Below are 18397 nucleotides of genomic sequence, written 5' to 3' on the forward strand. Positions count from 1 at the left end.
CGCCGTTGCCTACGGTTACGCCAGAATCCGCCGGCTTGTGCGCCTCTGCCCCGCTCGGTAACTTGATTCCCGTCACTGCCCATCAGTGATCGGGTTTAGCAGCCCGGGGTTATAAGTAAGGTACACAAGCTCTTGTCAGTCAGGCATTCCCATGCCTGCACTTGATGGTGGTTGTGCGCAGGGCGCCTTTGGGCGCGCCGGCTTTGCTAGCTTCCCCGGTCTGCTAACCTGCGTACAGCTGCCTCCCTCTCGTTTAGCAGCAGGAGGGCTGGCACCCAATCACGGAAGTCAGCTTATGTTTAAAGTAACGCCGAACCCGCCAGACACCGATCCGGCATCCCCCTACGAAAGCCCCGACTCAAACAAACTCAACGAAGCCGCCGAAAGCGCCCTCCCCCCCCACGCCCCCTCGACCGCCGACATCAAAGCCACCGCACGCACACCCAGCACCCTGTTCACCGTCGACCCGCACGCCACAACCGAAACCCTCGCGGTCTATCTGGTCGAGACGCTGGCCTCGGTCGACGTGATGGTTCATCACCTGGTGGATCATCTGGACGGCGGATCGCGCCACGCCCTGCTGGGTATTTCCAACAGCATCATGCTCGCGGAAATCACCGCGAACCGGATGCTGGATCAGATCGATCCACCCACTTGAGGCAGAAGCAAACCCGTCCGGTATCGATCTACAACCGTGAGCGTCCACACCTGTCTTTGAAATACAAAACGCCCGATGCGATGCATCGGGCGTTAGGGTGAAACGGGTGTAAACCTATTTCAGGACCAGACAGATTACAGCTTCGTCACAAAAGTCCGAGCCTGATACAGCACAAAGCTGCTAAGCACAATAATAACGGCGACTGCGAGCATGTCGGCGCCCGGAAAACCCCAGAAATCAGACATAGTGCTTCCTTAGTGATAATAGTAAGTGGCAACAACCATCAGGCCAGCGCTGTGTCGCGCATGCGTTGGCGACCAAAGTCGCTGACCCTGAACTTGAACAGCACTCGGCCGGGACCGAAATAGGCCTGATCATCCAGCGTCTCCTCAACACTTTCGATGATGCCGCTGGAGAACAGGTCCGTCAGGGTGACGCGGGTGTTGCCGCGCCAGTAGGCACCGCAAATACCGTATTCACTCATCAGCGCATCGGTGATTTGCCAGTCCCAGATGCCGACGTCCTGCTGATCGTTGATCAACTGGAGAATGCGGCCCTTCATATGCAGCTTATTCATGGCTTGCTCCAACCATCACGAGTTAACAGCATCAACGGCGGTGCCAGGTTTTTTGCTGTCGGTTGATACGGCGCGCACGACTTCGAGCACCTCATCACTTTCGGTGAACATCACAAACCCGCCCGCCACAAACAGCACCAGACCAGCCAGGAAGTTCCACTCGGGAAACTTCAGCGTGAAGGCGGCGAGGAAGATCACCGCAAACAAACCATACAGCGCGGCAATTGCTTGCCCGCGGCCGACGCCAATCAGTGGGAACGACTTGTACCAGGAGACGTAGCAGAACCCGAAAGTCACGCCCGCTAACGTCAGCCAGCCGATGGCCGCCCAATTGAATGTGGCGACCACCAGTTCGACTACCGGTTGATCGGTAAACAAATAGATGGCCGGCAAAATCAGTGCGACCCAATACAGCACTTCGGCGGTAAAACGCACTGTAATGCCTACATCCGGGTCGGCAACGTCGAGCCCGCGACCGGCGATTGCGCCTTCTACACCCCAGCCAATTGCAGCCATTGCACCGCCTAGATAGCCCAGCCAGCCGGCGTCACCGGTGCCGGTGATTTCAGCAATGATGCCGGGTGCATACACCGTCACACCGCCGGCCAGGATAATAAAAATACCCACGGCTGCACGCCGGGTGATTTTCTCCTGGTACCAGAGCCTGGCCAGCGTTGCGCCGATGATGGGGTACATCAATGCGGAGATGGCCGCGAAGGCCCCGCCGATATAACCGATCGCCAGATACGAGCCGAAGATGGCCATCGGGCCGCCAAAGATGGCGCCGATGAAGAACCACTTAGAGATGTAACGCATCTGTTTGATGGTGCGAACGTACTCGCCCCACTTGCCCAGCACCCCGTTCCAAACGAACAGGAAGAACAACACGGCAACGGCGTTGAAGGTGGTCAACACGGCTGCCGCCAACATGAACTCGGCATTGGTGTCGTACTTCAGGTCTGCATAAGGCGCTTCGAACCAGACTGCGGAGCCTGGAACGTACCAGGCCCCCCAGAGCACGGCGCACCACAATGCCCACGTAAAACCCCAGCGGATGCTGCTGGTGGTGAAGCGCGACCGTGCCTGGCTCAGGCTTGGCTGATTCATGTAGATGCCGTTGCTGGCTTCGATTGCTTGTCGTGCAGGAAGGCTTCCAGTGAATCGTCCATCGCATCCATCCACGGCGTGTGATGCACGGGCGCCAGGGTGCCGGTCAGCGTGGAGCGGTAGCTTTTGTTGCGATAGCCGAGGATATCGGCGGCTTTGTGATGCTCCCACTCCTTGAAGATATCAGCCACGGCGAGAACATCGAAAGGCGGGTAATCGGTTGGCTCAAGCAGGTCGAGTATGTAGGCGGCCTGATAGTCGATGGCTTCAAAGGGATCGGCCACTTTCTCTTCGCGGGCCACCCATTCACGGCTGTCGCTGGCCATGGCTTGTTCTGCTGGCAGCTTGATACGGCCAAGCATAATGTCCCGGGCATACCAGGCCTGGGCATCGAACATGTTGAAGGTGTAGTACTGATCCTGCATGCCGAGGAACATCAGCTTCGGATTGGCCAAAGACACGATGCCTTTATACAAGCCTTCCGGGTACAGCCGGTTGCGCGTGGTCAGCGTCAGCTCGTTGGGCAGGAACGGGAAGTGATGCCGATACCCGGTGCACAGGATGATCGCGTCGACCTCTTTGCTGGTGCCATCCTTGAAATGTGCGGTCTTGCCGACCACATGGGTGAGCAACGGTACTTCGGCAAAGGATTGCGGCCAATCAAAGCCCATAGGCTTGGTGCGATAGCTGAAAGTAACCGATTTGGCGCCGTACTTGTGGCACTGCGTGCCGATGTCTTCTGCCGAGTAACTGCTGCCAACCAGCAGCAGATCTTTGCCTTGAAACTCGCACGCATCGCGGAAATCATGGGCGTGCAATACGCGACCGGGAAACTGCTCCAGGCCTTTGAAGTAAGGCGCGTTGGGGGTCGAAAAGTGCCCGGTGGCGACGATGACGTGATCGAATTCTTCGGTGATCAGTTGGTCCTGCTTGAGGTCGCGCACGGTGACCGCGAACTTGCCGGTGCTCTCGTCATAGGCAACCCAATGCACCGCTGTATTGAAGCGGATGTGCTGGCGCACATTGCTTTTGGCGACGCGGCCGATGATGTAGTCACGCAACACGGCGCGTGGCGGGTAGGAGGGAATCGGCCGGCCGAAGTGTTCTTCGAAGCTGTAATTGGCGAACTCCAGGCATTCCTTGGGGCCGTTTGACCAGAGATACCGGTACATGCTGCCATGGACGGGCTCGCCATGCAGATCCAACCCGGTGCGCCAGGTGTAATTCCACATGCCGCCCCAGTCACTCTGCTTTTCGTAGCAAACGATCTCGGGGGATTCAGCGTCGTCGCAACGAGCGGCTTCAAATGCACGTAACTGTGCCAAGCCGCTAGGGCCGGCGCCAAGAATGGCAACTCTAAAAGTCATAAAGACTCCTTCTTCAGGCGGTTCATCGCACGCGGGATCTTGTTGGCCCTGGCGACGACTGAGCGCGGAAAAGAGTGACGCTCGTACCGGTAACGGTCGGGCCATCAAGCTCTGGGTGATGCGCACTGAAATCGGCTTAACCGATGGCGCAATGTGATGAAGGCTGCATCTGTCGGTGAAACAGAAGGCCGGGGGTGGGCAGGCCACCAATGAAGCGCGGGTTCTCGAGAAAACGCTGGAAGGCAGCGTTCGATCCGGTCAAACAGGAGAAGAAATGCTTGAACCGGTCAGAACCTTAACACACCTGACGTAGGGAGAGGGCTTTTTCCTGAAAATAACCATTTCGGCAGGATCGGTACCGTTTTTTAGTGCAGCAGCGAGCGTGCGGGCTTCGGCCAGCTCCAGGTCACTCAAGGGCACGGCACTGCCTAAATGCCCTACAAGCGCATTGAGCATTTTTTTGAAATCGGCGTCCCAGTTGGCCGAGCCATTGTCGTTTGCTGCTCCAGAGGATGGCACCGTATCTCGATAGAGTTCACCTCCGAACGCATAGCGTCCTCGACTTGCGAACCTGCCTCCAACAAGATCTGAGCGATTTTCGCAGTGGCCTCAATGTCGGCGTTGGACGTCGTGAGCAGTGCGAGGTGCAACAGGCTGTATCCCTGCCGACTTCCAGCTTCTGTATTGGCGCCTCGGTACGTGACGCGAAGCGATCCTCAGGATACGGGTGTGCATTCCACTAACAGAAGCAGCCGCGGCTCTATCAAACTATCAAGCCCCCTACCCTAACGGCCGCTTACTCGACCTCTTCGTAAGGCCGCCCCCCATAGTTCTCCGCAATGTTGACCAACCCAGCGAGCGCGTTGAAGACTCGCTCCCCCACGAACTGAATCAATCGGAACCCACTGCCTGCTATTGCGTTACGCTGGGTTGGCCATGACGGCACCAACAAAAGGGCCAGGTATGCAATTGCATGAAGCGATAGATTTGAAAGAAGCGTATTCGGTCAGCGGCGCCAACAAGGCGGTTCAGGAAGGTTGGAAATTATTGGCCATTGCACCCGGTGCGAATGGCGTGACTTACGTCCTTGGCAAGGCGGCCGAGAAGGAAAAACCCAAGCTGCCTACAGCGGACGAAATCGCACGAGCCAACAACCGAGGGTAACGTCGCGTCGAGTAACGCCTTTCGTATAAAAAGCGCCAACACTTCAGTCGGGGGCGGGGCCGAATTTTGCTTCGGTTGACCATGTTTCGGTCAGCTCAAGCGCCGAGAAAGGGACGACGTTCGCTGTCCACTTTCTGAAAATCCATAGTTAAAAAACATCGCTCATCCAGCGATGTGTAACCCTTATTCAAGACGGCGCAGGGGACTGATCCAGGATGAACAGGTCCCCTTCCACATCCGTATCGCCGTGTTTACGACTCTGCGCCGCGGAGTCGTAGAGGATCAGCAAAACCTCCCCAGGCTGCTCACCCGTTTCGAACAGACACAGGGCCTCAGCGTGATCGTTGCCTTGCCCGTAAGGCACCTCCAGCACCTTCTCCAATTGATCCGTAAAGACCACGCTTTCCTTGTCGGACGCGAAACCGCCACGCCAGCGGAAGATCGTTACCGGACCGTCCAGGTCCATGGTGGGACCCGCCAGGATCAGCAGGTCGTCACCGCTGGTGCACAGGTCACGAAAGCCCAGGCCATTCAGCGCGAAGAAGTGCTTGCGGTAGCGGCGGCCATCCGGACCGATCTTCTTGAGCACCAGCGTGTCAGTCGAGTCGTCGTTCGGCTCGGGCTCGATCTCCAGCAGCACAGCCCAGCCGCGAAGGACCGGGCCACGCAGCCCCAGCAGAAGGCGCGAGCCGATCACCGCCAACCCTTCGATATCGAAGCCGTTGTCTTTACCCGGGATACTCAGGAAGTCGCGCAGCTGAGGATCTTCAGCGATTGCCGTGGTCAGGTCGTTACCGACCTCGCTGCCACGTAGCTGCGCCGCCGTACGTCCATCGGCGTCGACCTTCCTGGCGAGTGCATAGCCGTCGTTCTGCTGTACCACAGGGATGCGGGCCAGCAGAAAGCGATTGCCGTCCGCCTCTACCGTCGACAGGCGCTTGATATTTTTCTTTGCAGGCGTGCCGGCCTCGGCGTTCTTTCGCTTCAGACTATGAGAGCCCACCACCCAGAGGTAACCACTGTCATGGGCATAGGCCAAGCCCTCGATATCGATCTCGGCATCTTGCTTGGGCAGGGGCAGATCCAGATACTCCAGGAGCTGAAACGATTGGTGCTCATCGCACCTTACGACGTCGCCGGGCGCAGCATCCTGGATGTTCAGACGTTCCAGGCTCGTGGTTTCGTCGTTGGCCACCCACAGTGTGTCACCAATCTGCTGAGCGACCGAAAGGCCATCGCGCAACGACGCAAACGCCGGATCAAAGCTCAATATCGCTGCATTGCTTCGGTCGCTCATGGGCGGTCTCCTGTTTTTATGGCGTGGTGCGCGGGTCTTTCAGAAGCAGATTTTCTGCGATGTACCGGTTTGACTTCAGTTTCTGAAGAGTGCGCAGCGCTCCTCGGCTGCTATCGATTCCTACTGCGCTCGTAGGCTGCCAGAACGGTGCGCTCCGATTGCACCAGATAGGCTTCGAGCATCTGGGTTGCTTCCTCTGGTCGCCCTTCTTCGATACAGCGCAGGATTGAAGCGTTCATGTCGATGAAAGGCATATGCAGGAATTCGGGATCATTGAGCAGGCCGAAGGCCAACCGCAGTTCGGCCGATATCTGCCCATAGAACACCACCAATCTCGGGCTGTCGGCCAACTCGACGATCGCCTTGTGGAACATCATGTTCGCGGTGCCGACTGCCCTCCAGTCCTTGGCTTCACGCGCTCGTACGCCGACCTCCACTGCTTCACGCATATGCAGTGTTCCCGGATGCAGCGGGTAACCCTGGGCGATCGCCTTGCATTCGATAAAGCGGCGTACGCGATAGATGTCAATGATCGACGCCATATCCGGTTCCGCGACGGTCACCCCTCGATTGGGCTCATGCTTGAGCAACCCCTCACGGGTCAGGACCCGGAACGCTTCTCTCAAGGTGTTGCGGGAAATCTGCAGGGTTTCGGCCAGGGCCGCTTCCGACAGCCGCTGGCCCGGAGCCAATTCACCTTCGACCAGCATTCTGCGGACCTTCTGGGTAATGGATTCTCCCAGCGAGCGAGGAAGGGCAGGTGAAACGTCGTTCATATGCGATCCAGAGTCAGAAAAAGTCATTTTGATGTTCCATCAGAGCTACGTGCATGGCAAGGAGCAAGGGTGCCGTGTGCATCATTAAGTAACACGCAGGAGTGATAAGGTTACAAACTGGTGCGCATTGTGGACCCATGACGTATGGATTGTTCAACAATCAAATAGCCATGCATCAACACTTCCAGCCCGATGATTGAATCTTGGCACGCTCATTGCTCAGTCAAACCATCTCCAACCGTAGGAATGATGCCGTGACACAGACAGCCGTGACACAGACCGCTCAAGATTTTACAAAGGCGCGACGCTCTTCCCTGATCGCCGCCATTTTCATGATGGCGACGTCTGCCATCGGCCCTGGCTTCATCACCCAGACCGCCACGTTCACGGCCAAGATGGGTGCGGCATTTGCGTTCGGTATCCTGGCATCGATTCTGATCGACTTCGTGGTTCAACTTAACGTCTGGCGTATCGTCTCCCTGACCCGAATGCGTGCCTCGGATCTGGCCAACAAAGCGATTCCAGGCAGTGGTTACGTGCTAGCGGTGCTGGTGATCTTCGGCGGGCTGGTGTTCAACGTCGGCAACATCGCCGGTGCCGGGCTGGGCCTGAACGCGCTGATGGGGCTTGATGCCAAATGGGGCGGCAGTCTGAGCGCCCTGCTGGCCATCGGCATCTTCCTCTCGCACCGCGCCGGATTGGCCGTCGACCGGCTGATCGTCGTGCTGGGCCTGGTGATGATCGGCATGACGCTGTTCGTGGCCTTTGCCTCTAACCCGCCACTGGGTGAAGCCCTTTACCAGACCGTACTTCCGGACCAGATCAACTTCGCCACCATTACCACCATTGTCGGCGGCACGGTCGGCGGTTACATCACCTATGCGGGGGCTCACAAACTGCTGGACCGCGGGACTACCGGGGTCGAAAACCTCGGGGCAGTGACCAAGGCAGCCCTGAGCGGCATCCTGGTCACCGGTCTCATGCGCTACATCCTGTTTCTCGCCATCCTCGGCGTTGTTGCCAGCGGCGTAGTCATCGACACCTCGGGCCAGGGCGCCAATCCGGCCGCACAAGCCTTCCAGGCAGCGGCCGGGCAGATCGGCCTGCGCGTCTTCGGTCTCATCCTCTGGGCCGCCAGTATCACCAGCGTGATCGGCGCCGCTTACACCTCGATTTCCTTTATCACCGTGTTCAAGCCGAACATCACCGAGCAGGGTCGCAACCGCGCCACCACCGTGTTCATCGCCCTGTCGCTGCTGATCTTTGTCCTGATGGGGACTGCGCCTGCCGCATTGCTGCTGTTCGCGGGCGGTTTCAACGGCCTGATCCTGCCCATCGGCCTGAGCCTCTTTATCTACGTCGGCTGGCGCCGGTCCGATCTCATGGACGGTTACCATTACCCACGCTGGCTGCTGGTGCTGGGCGCCGTGACCTGCCTGCTGACCTGGTACATGGCAATCAATTCCGTCGGGCCGATCTTTGCCTTCCTCAACATTGCCTAAGCCCGATAACGAACCAGGAGTCACGTCAATGCCAACGATAGATATCAATAGCGATTTGGGCGAAAGCTTTGGCGCCTGGAGCATGGGCGACGATGCCGCGATGCTCGATGTCGTGACCAGCGCCAATGTCGCCTGCGGTTTTCACGCCGGCGACCCAGCCGGTATCCTGCGGACACTGAAAGCGGCAGCGGCCAAAAACGTCACCATTGGTGCCCATGTCGCTTACCCGGACAAAGTGGGCTTTGGCCGACGCAACATGGACGTGGCCAGCGATGAGCTGACGGCCGATGTGATCTACCAGATCGGCGCGCTGCAGGGCCTGGCCAAGGCCGCCGGCACCTGCGTGCGCTATGTGAAGCCCCATGGCGCCTTGTACAACACCATTGCTCACGATCGCCGTCAGGCGCTGGCCGTGATCGCAGCCATCCGCGCGATCGACGCCAACCTCATCTTGGTGGCCTTGGCCGGCTCAAGCCTGATTGAACTGGCCCGTAACGAGGGTTTGCAGTGTATCGCCGAAGCGTTCGCTGACCGTGCCTATACGCCGCAGGGCACCCTCGTCTCGCGCCGCGAACCAGGCGCCGTACTGCACGATCCCAAGCTCGTCGCCCAACGTATGCTGCGCCTCGTTGAAGACGGCACCATCGAAGCGATCGATGGCAGCACGACCAGAATCCAGGCCGACTCGATCTGTGTGCATGGCGACAGCCCGGCAGCGGTGGAAATGGCCCGCGAGCTGCGCCGCGTGCTGGAACAGGCCAACATGTCCTTGCAGCCCTTTGCCGGAGGTCGTCGATGAACGCCCTTGATCGCGCTCGTCAGCTGGCCATCGCCGCTGGCCGTGAGGCACGCGCCGCCTACCGTGGCGGTCTGGTCACTCCCACCGCCGGTATCGCACCGGGCATGACCCAAGCGAACCTGATTGCCTTGCCGCGTGACTGGGCCTATGACTTCCTGCTGTATGCCCAACGCAACCCGAAAGCGTGTCCGATCCTTGACGTCACCGATGCCGGAAGCCCAAGCACCCTGCTGGCTGAAGGCGCCGATCTGCGCACTGATCTGCCCCTGTACCGCATCTGGCGTGACGGGAAGCTGGTGGAGGAAGTCAGCGACGCCACCAAAGCCTGGGCCGAACACGACGACATGGTGACCTTTCTGATCGGCTGCAGTTTTACCTTTGAAACGGCCCTGCAAGAGGCCGGCATTGAAGTGCGGCATATCGCCGATGGCTGCAACGTACCGATGTACCTGACCAACCGTGCCTGCCGTCCGGCCGGACGCCTGAAAGGTGACATGGTGGTGTCCATGCGACCGATCCCCGCCGATCGCGTGGCCGAGGCCAGCGGCATCTCCGGGCGCTACCCCTCGGTCCATGGCGCCCCGGTGCACATCGGCGAGCCTGCGTTGCTTGGCATCCAGGACCTGGCTCGGCCCGACTTCGGCGACGCCGTACGCATCGAGCCGGGAGAGATCCCGGTGTTCTGGGCGTGCGGAGTAACGCCTCAGGCGGCGGTCATGGCCTCGGGCGTGCCCTTCGCAATCACCCATTCGCCCGGCCATATGTTCATCACCGATGTGCCTGACAGCACGTACCACGTCTAGGAGTCTGCTGTGCGTTTTCTACCGGTCAACCTGGACGCCCTGCTCGTCGAATTGAACGACCTGGACGAGACCCTGGCATTGTTCGACGCCCTGACGGCAGAGCCTATTGCGGGCGTGGAAGAAATCATTCCTGCCGCACGCACCCTGCTGATCCAATTTCGCCCCAGCGCCATTGCGCGGCAGGCGCTCGTCAATCGTATCGCTGGCCAGGACCTGAGCCAGCGCCGCGCGATCGAGCAGCGCCGGGTGGAAATTCCCGTCCACTACAATGGTGAAGACCTCGACGAGGTCGCCACGCTGCTGGGAATCAGCCGCGCCGAGGTGGTCCAGCGCCACACCGCCCATGACTACAGCGTGGCCTTCTGCGGATTCGCTCCGGGCTTCGCCTACCTGACCGGCGGAGCGGGTTTCCAGGTGCCTCGCCGCCAAACTCCGCGCACCCGCATCCCCGCAGGTGCGGTGGCCCTGGCGGGGGAATTCAGCGGTGTTTATCCGCAAGCCAGCCCTGGTGGGTGGCAGATCATCGGCGTCACGCCATTGCAGATGTGGGACCTGAACCGCGCTGAATCGGCCCTGCTGCGTCCCGGCTATAAAGTGCGTTTTACCGATGCCGGCCCGCTCCCGGCGGGCGGCCTGCCCGCCCCCACGATGCCGGCAAGTGCCGGCGCGCCCAGCGGTGCCTATCTGCAAATCATCACCCCCGGCTTGCACTGCGTCTTGCAGGACATGGGCCGTCCCGGCCAGACCGGCCAAGGCGTATCCCGTTCCGGCGCGCTGGACCTCGGCGCCCTGCGGGCGGCCAACCGCGCAGTCGGCAATCCCTCGGACATGGCCTGTGTGGAAGCGGTACTCGGTGGCCTGAGCTTCATCTGTCATGGCCGTGCGGTAATAGCAGTCACCGGCGCGCAAACCCCGGTCACCATCACCAACGCTAGTGGCCTGCAATGGTCTGCCGAAAACTACCAGCCCATCGAGCTGGAGGCCGGTGACAAGGTCAGCCTGGGTTCACCGTTGGCAGGGTTGCGCAGCTACTTGTCGATTCGCGGCGGCTTTGAGGTCGCTCCGGTGCTCGGCAGTCTGTCGACAGATACCCTCGCCCAGGTCGGCCCCCCTGCTCTCGCGGCCGGTGACCAGCTGGGTTTTACCACGCTTACGACAGGCACCAGCGTATCGCTGAACGAAGCACCCGCCTTTGATCTGCCCACTACCGCCAACATCGTGACCCTCGACGTGGTCATGGGGCCGCGCACGGACTGGTTTACCGAAGACGCCATCGCGCGTTTGAGCAGCCAGCTCTGGCGCGTCACCTCACAGTCCAACCGCGTCGGTATTCGTCTGGCCGGTGAAACACCGCTGGAGCGCAGCAACCACCAGGAGTTGCCCAGCGAAGGCACTTCCGTCGGCGCCATCCAGGTTCCGGCCAGCGGCCAACCGGTGCTGTTTCTCGCCGATCACCCGTTGACCGGTGGTTATCCGGTGATCGCCGCAGTCGCCAGCTACCACCTCGACCTGGCTGGCCAGATACCGGTCAATGCGCAGATTCGCTTCAACCCTGTGGATGGCTTCCAAGAGATTGAACCCCTTACGCAAGCCTCCTCTTCAACTGCCGACGTGAAAAAATTCCCATGAAAAAATTACTGATTGCCAACCGTGGTGAAATTGCCGTCCGCATCGCCCGCGCCTGCCGCGACTATGGCGTGCAGTCTGTCGCGGTCTATGCCGACGCGGACATCGACGCCCTGCACGTGCGCCAAGCCGACGAAGCCTACTCACTCAATGGCCAGACCCCGGCCGAGACCTACCTGGATATCGGCAAACTTATCGCCGTCGCCAAACGCAGCGGCGCCGATGCCGTGCACCCTGGCTATGGTTTTCTGGCTGAAAGGGCCGACTTCGCCCGGGCGGTGATCGAGGCAGGGCTGATCTGGGTCGGTCCCAACCCGGAGACCATCGACGTGCTCGGCGACAAGGTCGAGGCGCGAAAAATTGCCCACCTGGTCGGTGCGCCGCTGGTGGCCGGTACGCCTGGCCCGGTCGAAAGTGCCGCCGAAGTACTGGCCTTTGCCGAACAGCACGGCCTGCCCATTGCCATCAAGGCGGCCTTTGGCGGCGGCGGACGCGGGATGAAAGTCGCCTGGCGCATGGATGAAGTGGCTGAACTGTTCGCCTCCGCCGTACGCGAAGCGCAAGCGGCCTTCGGTCGTGGCGAATGCTACGTCGAACAGTTCCTCGACCGTCCCCGGCACATCGAAGCGCAGATCCTCGCCGACAAACATGGCAAGGTCGTCGTCGTCGGCACGCGTGACTGCTCCTTGCAGCGGCGCAACCAGAAGCTGGTGGAGGAAGCGCCTGCGCCCTTTATCAGCGACGAACAGCGCCAGCGTATTCATCAGTCCGCTCAGGATATTTGCGCCAAGGCCGGTTACGTCGGTGCCGGCACTGTGGAGTTCCTGCTCAGCCAGGACGGCACCCTGTCGTTCCTCGAGGTCAATACCCGCTTGCAGGTCGAGCACCCGGTGACCGAAGAGACCACTGGGGTCGATCTGGTGATCGAACAATTGCGGATCGCCGACGGTTTCCCGTTGTCCTTCAGTGAGACGCCGACCCCGCGTGGCCACAGCTTCGAGTTTCGCATCAACGCGGAAGACCCGGGCAAGGGCTTCCTGCCCACCCCTGGTCAGATCACCGATTTCCTGCCACCGTCTGGCCCGGGTGTGCGTCTGGACAGCGGCGTGATCAGCGGCTCGCGAGTGCCGAGCACCTTCGATTCGATGATGGCCAAACTGATCGTCACCGGCGCCACCCGCGAACAGGCTATCGTCCGCGCCCGTCGCGCCCTGGCTGAATTCAACATTGAAGGCATCGCCTCGGTCCTGCCGTTCCACCGGGCCGTGATGGACCATGACGACTTCACCGGTGCCGATAAATTCGCCGTGCACACGCGCTGGATCGAGACCGATTTCGCCGAACAGATCACGCTCGCCCCACGTGCTGCCGTATCGGCCGATCCTGGCATCCTGCGCACGTTCGTCGAGATCGACGGCAAACGCCACGAACTGGGCCTGCCGGCTGCGCTGCTGCGCGGCGTCAGCCTGAATGCAGCGGGCACCGCCAGCGACACCACGGCCCCCTCCGAGGTCACTGATCCGCAGGCGGTACTGACGCCCGTGGCGGGGAATCTGCATACCTGGGTCGTCGAAGACGGCGAGTCGGTGAGTGCCGGGCAAGTGATCGCGGTGGTAGAAGCCATGAAAATGGAAACTTCGGTCCTTGCACCCTGTGAAGGTCAGGTGCAGATCGCCAAACAGGCAGGCGACTATTTTGAAGCCGGCGCCGTGATTGGCCGGATCAAGACCCTCAATTGATTTAAACGCTTTTCTTTTTGCAGGCATTACGCGCAACCGGTTAACAACCCGGTTGCCGCGTGCTGCCCGCAGAAAATTGTAGATATGATTTTCCATGAAAAAAAACAATAAAACCTGATCATTAAATCTGCCGTTTATCTGGAGCATAAAGAGCATGTCAATCAACAAGGCTTTTGCTATTGCGGGAACCTGCGCGCTGGTTTTTCCATCAATAGCCTCTGCCGACTTTATTGCCGACAGCAAGGCAAGTGTGGAACTGCGCAACTTCTACTTCAATCGTGACTTTCGTAACGGCCCGCCCACGGCACAACGTGACGCTGCGGCAGAGTGGGCGCAGGGTGCGATATTGCGCTTCGAGTCGGGTTATACCCCGGGCACTGTTGGCGTCGGCCTCGACGCCATCGGCATGCTCGGCCTCAAGCTTGACGGCGGTGATGGGTCCGGTGGCACTGGCCTGTTGCCGGCTGACCTCAGCTCGAAGAACGGCCGCGGTTCGCAAAGCGAGTACGCCAAGCTGGGCCTGACGGCCAAGGCGAAGGTCTCTGCCACCGAACTGAAGGTCGGCTCCCTGGCTTTCCGTTCGCCCGTGGTGTCGAGCAATGACACGCGCCTGCTGCCTTCCACCTTCGAAGGTGCACTGCTGACCTCAAAAGATATCGACAAATTGGCCCTGCAAGGGGGCAAACTGCAGCAAATCAAGTTCAACAGTTCTTCAAACTATCAGGACTTCACCGGTAACCGCATCGGCGGTGTCAGTGATGACTTCCGTTTTGCCGGTGGCACCTACAGTTTTAATAAATCTCTCAGCACAAGCCTGTTTTACGGCAATCTGGAAAACATCTATCGCCAGTACTTTGGCGGAGTAGTCTATGAAATCCCCCTCGCCGCGCAACAGTCACTGAAGTTCGACCTGCGCTATTCGAAAAGTACCGATGACGGTAATTTCCGCCCTCTCGATAACCGGGCAGCGAACGGCCAAGTGGCCTACACCCTGGGCGCCAGCGTATTCACCGCCGCCTATCAGCGAATGAGCGGTGATGACCCGTTCCCGTACATCGCCAATAGCGACCCGTACCTGGTGAACTTCGTGCAGATCAACGACTTTGCCAACGCTGAGGAGCACTCATGGCAGGTACGTTATGACTACAACTTCGCCGCGCTGGGTATTCCCGGGCTGACCTTCATGACCCGTTACGTCAACGGCGACAACGCGCAGGTAGCGGGCAGCAATTCGGGGAAGGAGTGGGAGCGCAACACCGATGTCGGTTACGTGGTCCAAAGCGGTTCGCTGAAGAATCTTGGGGTCAAGGTCCGAAATGCCACGGTCCGATCGAACTTCGGCAATGACCTGGATGAAACACGGCTGATCCTGAGTTACACATTGGCCATTTGGTAAAGCCGACGGGCTTCAACGAAAACTACGGTATGGGGATTCTGCCGCCACCGGGTACTTACGGGCAGACGGAGGCCTGGCGGCGCTGCCTGGTTGCAACGTGATGCACCAAGCGCGCGTCACAGGGATCTGGCTCAGTATTTCAAGCTGGTATCATTGAAAAATTTACAAGCTGAGCAGAAAAACATGAACCGTCGTAAAAAAATAAAGCAGCTATTAAAGGCTCACGCCAAAAAGGCCAGTGCCAAATTGGCACCCCCAAGCAAGGATAAATACATCAGTAAGGCTGACCGATTGAAACTGGCTGCTGAAGAATCCAGTCCTGACTCAATCGGTTCCGCCGAGAGCTGAGCGACGTGAAGAGCCTTTTTTGGGGGGGCGTTCACTGGTTTGGAGGCCACTGCATTTTCCAGCTTGGGCACGGTCCCTTGCAGGAGCCACCTTGCTGGCGATGATCGTTAACGATAACGCGTGCGATCTGGTTAAACGCGGCGCACTTGAGTCCATCGCCAGCAAGCTGGCTCCTACAGGTATTGCGTTATCAGTGTTTCCCGGGATTGCGTGAAGCATCAAAAAAAGCCCCGCACTTCAATCGAAGGCGGGGCTTTTTTGTCTGGCGGGCGTCACTGCACCTCGGTTACATCGCGGTATGGAAAATCTGCTCGATCTGGTCCTGATTGGCGGGACGCGGATTGGTAAAGCCGCAGGCATCCTTCATCGCATTGGTGGCCAGGATCGGGATATCGTCGGCCTTGGCGCCCAGTTCGGCGAGGCCGCTCGGGATACCGACATCCAACGACAGTTTACGGATGGCGGCGATGGCCGCGGCGGCGCCTGTTTCCGCATCCAGATGCTGGGTGTCGACCCCCATTGCGTTAGCGATGTCTTTGAACCGGGCCGGGCATACGCTGGCGTTGAAGCTGGCGACATGGGGCAGCAGGATCGCATTACACACGCCGTGAGGCAGGTCGTAGAACCCGCCCAGTTGGTGCGCCATGGCGTGGACGTAGCCCAGCGAAGCATTGTTGAAGGCCATGCCGGCCAGAAACTGCGCGTAGGCCATGTTTTCCCTGGCGCTCATGTCGTCACCCTGGGCAACGGCAGTGCGCAGGTTGGCCGAGATCAACTCCACGGCCTTGAGTGCACAGGCATCGGTGATCGGCGTTGCCGCCGTCGACACGTAGGCTTCGATCGCGTGGGTCAGCGCGTCCATACCGGTGGCCGCGGTCAGGCCCTTGGGCATGCCTGCCATCAGCGAAGGATCGTTGACCGACAACAATGGGGTGACGTTACGGTCGACGATGGCCATTTTCACGTGCCGCACTTCGTCGGTAATGATGCAGAAACGGGTCATTTCACTCGCCGTGCCGGCGGTGGTATTGATCGCGATCAACGGCATCTGTGGCTTGGCGGATTGATCCACGCCTTCGTAATCACTGATGTGCCCGCCGTTGGCGGCGCACAGGGCAATGCCCTTGGCACAGTCATGGGGTGAACCGCCGCCCAGGGAAATAATGAAATCACAGTCGCTGCGACCCAGCAGTTCAAGACCCTTCTCGACATTGCTGACCGTCGGATTCGGTTTGGCGCCATCAAACAGGGTGGAGTTGATGTCCTGCTGGGCCAGCAGGCTGGCCACCTTGGCGGCCACGCCGGCTTTGGCCAGGCCTGCATCAGTGACGATCAGGGCTTTACGGAAACCATATTTGCGGATGGCGAGCATTGCTTCGTCGAGGCTGCCAATGCCCATCATGTTCACGGATGGAATGAAGAAGGTGCTGCTCATGATAAATCCTCTTTTATTCTGGAAACCCGGAAATCCGGTGAGGTCTTCTGCTCATATCGCAGGCTGGGAGGCTCGTTTGATTGTCATCATTGACGATGTTCAGCGGGGGCAGTGCTGCATCAAGTGTTCAGGCAGACCGTGGTTAAGATGCAGAGGTGAATGGGCCTTCGCAGCCGGTATCTTTTGACCATGGGATCGAGCCTAACCCCATGGCGCCAGACTGGAAGGCTCCTTTAGCGTTCATTGGCTCCTCCTTTAGTACTGTGTGCCCCGACAACGTTGGCGCGGACGGACGTCCCGTTCGCGACGCTGCTTGCTGCCGACCCACAAAGGAGTCCTCCATGCGAATCCTGTTCATGTGCACGGCCAATAGCTGCCGCAGCATTCTTTCCGAAGCCGCGTTCAATCACCTGGCGCCGCCAGGATTCGAAGCGGTGAGCGCCGGGAGCTTTCCCAAGGGGCAAGTGCTGCCGCGCAGCATGCTCAGCCGCAGATCGCATCCCGCCCAAGTGAACACAAGCCGCGCATCCTGCTGCTCTACGGCTCGACCCGAGAGCGTTCGTTCAGCCGCCTGCTGGTGGAAGAAGCCGCGCGCCTTTTGCAACACTTTGGCGCAGAGCGGGTGTTGGGTCGTTGGATGCGCATGGTCACCATCCCCAATCAATCGTCGGTGCCCAAGGCCTACATGGAATTCGACGAGGCTGACCGGATGAAGCCCTCGGCGTACTACGACCGGGTCGGCACGCTCTCCAGAGCAAGCAGTCAGTAAAGGCCGGTGGCGCTGTCAGGTTCGCATACCGGAACCTGGTGCGCGCTGACCATGTTGTAGTTGAGCATGATGATTTCAGCCATTTTTATTCCTTTTTTTATAATCGTGCGTCCCGATTCAATATTGGCACAACGTATTGGTTTTGGCTTGTCGGCCTCATTAACCTCATCAGCGGATACTGAATACTCGAAGGGTTGCAATGGGTCGTTTTCTACCTCTCACCAAGGGCAGCTATCGGCTGTGATCATTCAGAGCGCCCATACAGCGCGAAGCACGAAGCCTCTTAATCGCATATAAGCCGGTTAGTTGATTTAAATCAGTTCGGTCTGTAACGGCAGCGTGAAAACTCAAGCGAGATTGAAAAACGTTGCCCGGATCCAGCAGGAAAAGCCGTAGCCCTCTAGCCAATAGAGGGAAGGATCGGCAACCACAGATGTTGCTTTTACCTACTACTGTTACATGGCTTGGCTGAGCAGCAATCCATGTGACTGGCAACCCGGCGATGTCGAAAAATAAAGTTGACTCAACGGTACTACGCACATTCTACGCCGCAACAATTTACGAAAAATCAGCGTACTCAGTGCAATTGCTCTTTTGGAGAAATCGCCATGAAACGAACCGTAATGCTGCTCGCCGCCTCCAGTATTTTTTTTCGTCGATCACAGCCTTTGCGCAATCCAGTCAACCCAACATCCTCGTCATTTGGGGGGATGACATTGGCATAGAAAATATCAGCTATAACAACCGCGGGATGATGGGTTACCAGACGCCTAACATCGACCGTATCGCCAAAGTAGGCTTGGGCTTCACCGACTACTATGCCCAGCAAAGCTGCACCGCCGGACGTGCGGCCTTCATCGGTGGCTCCGTCCCCATCCGCAACGGAATGACCAAGGTTGGCCTACCTGACTACCCACCGAGTCAGACGCCAGGCTCGTTCAACCTGACGAAGATGCAGAAGCAGATCGAAGATATGTCGACGGAAAAACAATAATGATGTCTACGCAATGACACCCTAAGCCGCACCCGTTTCA

At 59.0% G+C, this 18397-nt stretch carries 18 protein-coding genes and 2 pseudogenes; 13 read left to right on the forward strand and 7 right to left on the reverse strand.

The features are described 5' to 3' along the window. The first annotated feature begins 295 nt into the window (after positions 1-295). A complete protein-coding gene (locus ELQ88_RS22695; RefSeq protein ID WP_138967904.1) occupies positions 296-658 on the forward strand; it encodes a DUF6124 family protein in 363 nt (120 codons plus the stop codon). A gap of 283 nt (positions 659-941) precedes the next feature. Here ELQ88_RS22695 and ELQ88_RS22705 read toward each other — a convergent pair whose 3' ends face one another. From ELQ88_RS22705 to ELQ88_RS22720, 4 genes are all read right to left on the reverse strand, one after another. After that, a complete protein-coding gene (locus tag ELQ88_RS22705; RefSeq protein WP_128869869.1) occupies positions 942-1235 on the reverse strand; it encodes a hypothetical protein in 294 nt (97 codons plus the stop codon). Positions 1236-1250: 15 nt separating this feature from the next. Beyond that, positions 1251-2342: a DMT family transporter gene (locus tag ELQ88_RS22710; protein ID WP_138967906.1), complete on the reverse strand. Its 1092-nt coding sequence runs from the start codon at positions 2340-2342 to the stop codon at positions 1251-1253. Then, on the reverse strand, positions 2339-3709 hold the full coding sequence (locus ELQ88_RS22715; RefSeq protein ID WP_138967908.1) for an NAD(P)/FAD-dependent oxidoreductase: 1371 nt from the start codon (positions 3707-3709) through the stop codon (positions 2339-2341). The genes ELQ88_RS22710 and ELQ88_RS22715 overlap by 4 nt, the downstream gene beginning before the upstream one ends. A 258-nt stretch (positions 3710-3967) precedes the next feature. Then, positions 3968-4228, reverse strand: a complete 261-nt coding sequence (locus ELQ88_RS22720) for a hypothetical protein (RefSeq protein WP_138967910.1) — start codon at positions 4226-4228, stop codon at positions 3968-3970. A 444-nt stretch (positions 4229-4672) separates the two neighbouring features. Here ELQ88_RS22720 and ELQ88_RS22725 point away from each other — a divergent pair, with 444 nt between their 5' ends. Further along, positions 4673-4873 (forward strand): hypothetical protein, encoded by a 201-nt coding sequence (locus ELQ88_RS22725; protein ID WP_138967912.1) that lies wholly within the window; start codon positions 4673-4675, stop codon positions 4871-4873. A gap of 187 nt (positions 4874-5060) precedes the next feature. Here ELQ88_RS22725 and ELQ88_RS22730 read toward each other — a convergent pair whose 3' ends face one another. Then, on the reverse strand, positions 5061-6170 hold the full coding sequence (locus ELQ88_RS22730) for a DUF3616 domain-containing protein (protein ID WP_138967914.1): 1110 nt from the start codon (positions 6168-6170) through the stop codon (positions 5061-5063). Positions 6171-6280: 110 nt separating this feature from the next. Next, positions 6281-6946 (reverse strand): GntR family transcriptional regulator, encoded by a 666-nt coding sequence (locus ELQ88_RS22735; protein ID WP_128871892.1) that lies wholly within the window; start codon positions 6944-6946, stop codon positions 6281-6283. A gap of 269 nt (positions 6947-7215) precedes the next feature. On the opposite strand from ELQ88_RS22735, the gene ELQ88_RS22740 reads away from it, so the two are divergent. The 8 genes from ELQ88_RS22740 (at position 7216) to ELQ88_RS34980 (ending at position 15373) form a co-directional block, all read left to right on the forward strand. Beyond that, positions 7216-8448 (forward strand): NRAMP family divalent metal transporter, encoded by a 1233-nt coding sequence (locus ELQ88_RS22740; protein ID WP_138969566.1) that lies wholly within the window; start codon positions 7216-7218, stop codon positions 8446-8448. A 28-nt stretch (positions 8449-8476) separates the two neighbouring features. After that, positions 8477-9247 (forward strand): 5-oxoprolinase subunit PxpA, encoded by a 771-nt coding sequence (locus ELQ88_RS22745; protein ID WP_138967916.1) that lies wholly within the window; start codon positions 8477-8479, stop codon positions 9245-9247. Then, on the forward strand, positions 9244-10050 hold the full coding sequence (locus ELQ88_RS22750) for a putative hydro-lyase (RefSeq protein WP_138967918.1): 807 nt from the start codon (positions 9244-9246) through the stop codon (positions 10048-10050). Before ELQ88_RS22745 ends, ELQ88_RS22750 begins: the two co-directional genes overlap by 4 nt. Positions 10051-10059: 9 nt before the next feature. Further along, entirely contained in the window at positions 10060-11679 is a 1620-nt protein-coding gene (locus ELQ88_RS22755) for a 5-oxoprolinase/urea amidolyase family protein (RefSeq protein WP_138967920.1), read from the forward strand. Beyond that, positions 11676-13415 (forward strand): biotin carboxylase N-terminal domain-containing protein, encoded by a 1740-nt coding sequence (locus ELQ88_RS22760; protein WP_138967922.1) that lies wholly within the window; start codon positions 11676-11678, stop codon positions 13413-13415. The genes ELQ88_RS22755 and ELQ88_RS22760 overlap by 4 nt, the downstream gene beginning before the upstream one ends. 154 nt (positions 13416-13569) lie before the next feature. Continuing rightward, positions 13570-14811 (forward strand): OprD family porin, encoded by a 1242-nt coding sequence (locus tag ELQ88_RS22765; RefSeq protein WP_128871856.1) that lies wholly within the window; start codon positions 13570-13572, stop codon positions 14809-14811. Between the two features lie 90 nt (positions 14812-14901). Further along, entirely contained in the window at positions 14902-15159 is a 258-nt protein-coding gene (locus tag ELQ88_RS35065) for a DUF2986 domain-containing protein (protein ID WP_346342809.1), read from the forward strand. A 91-nt stretch (positions 15160-15250) separates the two neighbouring features. Next, positions 15251-15373 carry a hypothetical protein gene (locus tag ELQ88_RS34980; protein WP_267464308.1) on the forward strand — a complete coding sequence of 41 codons (123 nt, stop codon included), beginning with the start codon at positions 15251-15253 and terminating at the stop codon, positions 15371-15373. Between the two features lie 72 nt (positions 15374-15445). Here the strand turns inward: ELQ88_RS34980 and yiaY are convergent, their stop codons facing one another. Beyond that, on the reverse strand, positions 15446-16594 hold the full coding sequence (yiaY, locus tag ELQ88_RS22775) for an L-threonine dehydrogenase (protein ID WP_138967924.1): 1149 nt from the start codon (positions 16592-16594) through the stop codon (positions 15446-15448). A 341-nt stretch (positions 16595-16935) separates the two neighbouring features. On the opposite strand from yiaY, the pseudogene ELQ88_RS22780 reads away from it, so the two are divergent. The 3 genes and pseudogenes from ELQ88_RS22780 to ELQ88_RS34785 form a co-directional block, all read left to right on the forward strand. After that, positions 16936-17076, forward strand: a pseudogene (locus ELQ88_RS22780) (arsenate reductase ArsC); the annotation flags it as partial. Positions 17077-17087: 11 nt separating this feature from the next. Further along, positions 17088-17333, forward strand: a pseudogene (locus ELQ88_RS22785) (hypothetical protein); the annotation flags it as partial. A gap of 688 nt (positions 17334-18021) precedes the next feature. Beyond that, positions 18022-18357: a sulfatase-like hydrolase/transferase gene (locus ELQ88_RS34785; protein ID WP_346342825.1), complete on the forward strand. Its 336-nt coding sequence runs from the start codon at positions 18022-18024 to the stop codon at positions 18355-18357. The last annotated feature ends 40 nt before the right edge of the window (positions 18358-18397 follow it).

The sequence above is a fragment of the Pseudomonas sp. MPC6 genome, assembly GCF_006094435.1.
GTDB lineage: Bacteria > Pseudomonadota > Gammaproteobacteria > Pseudomonadales > Pseudomonadaceae > Aquipseudomonas.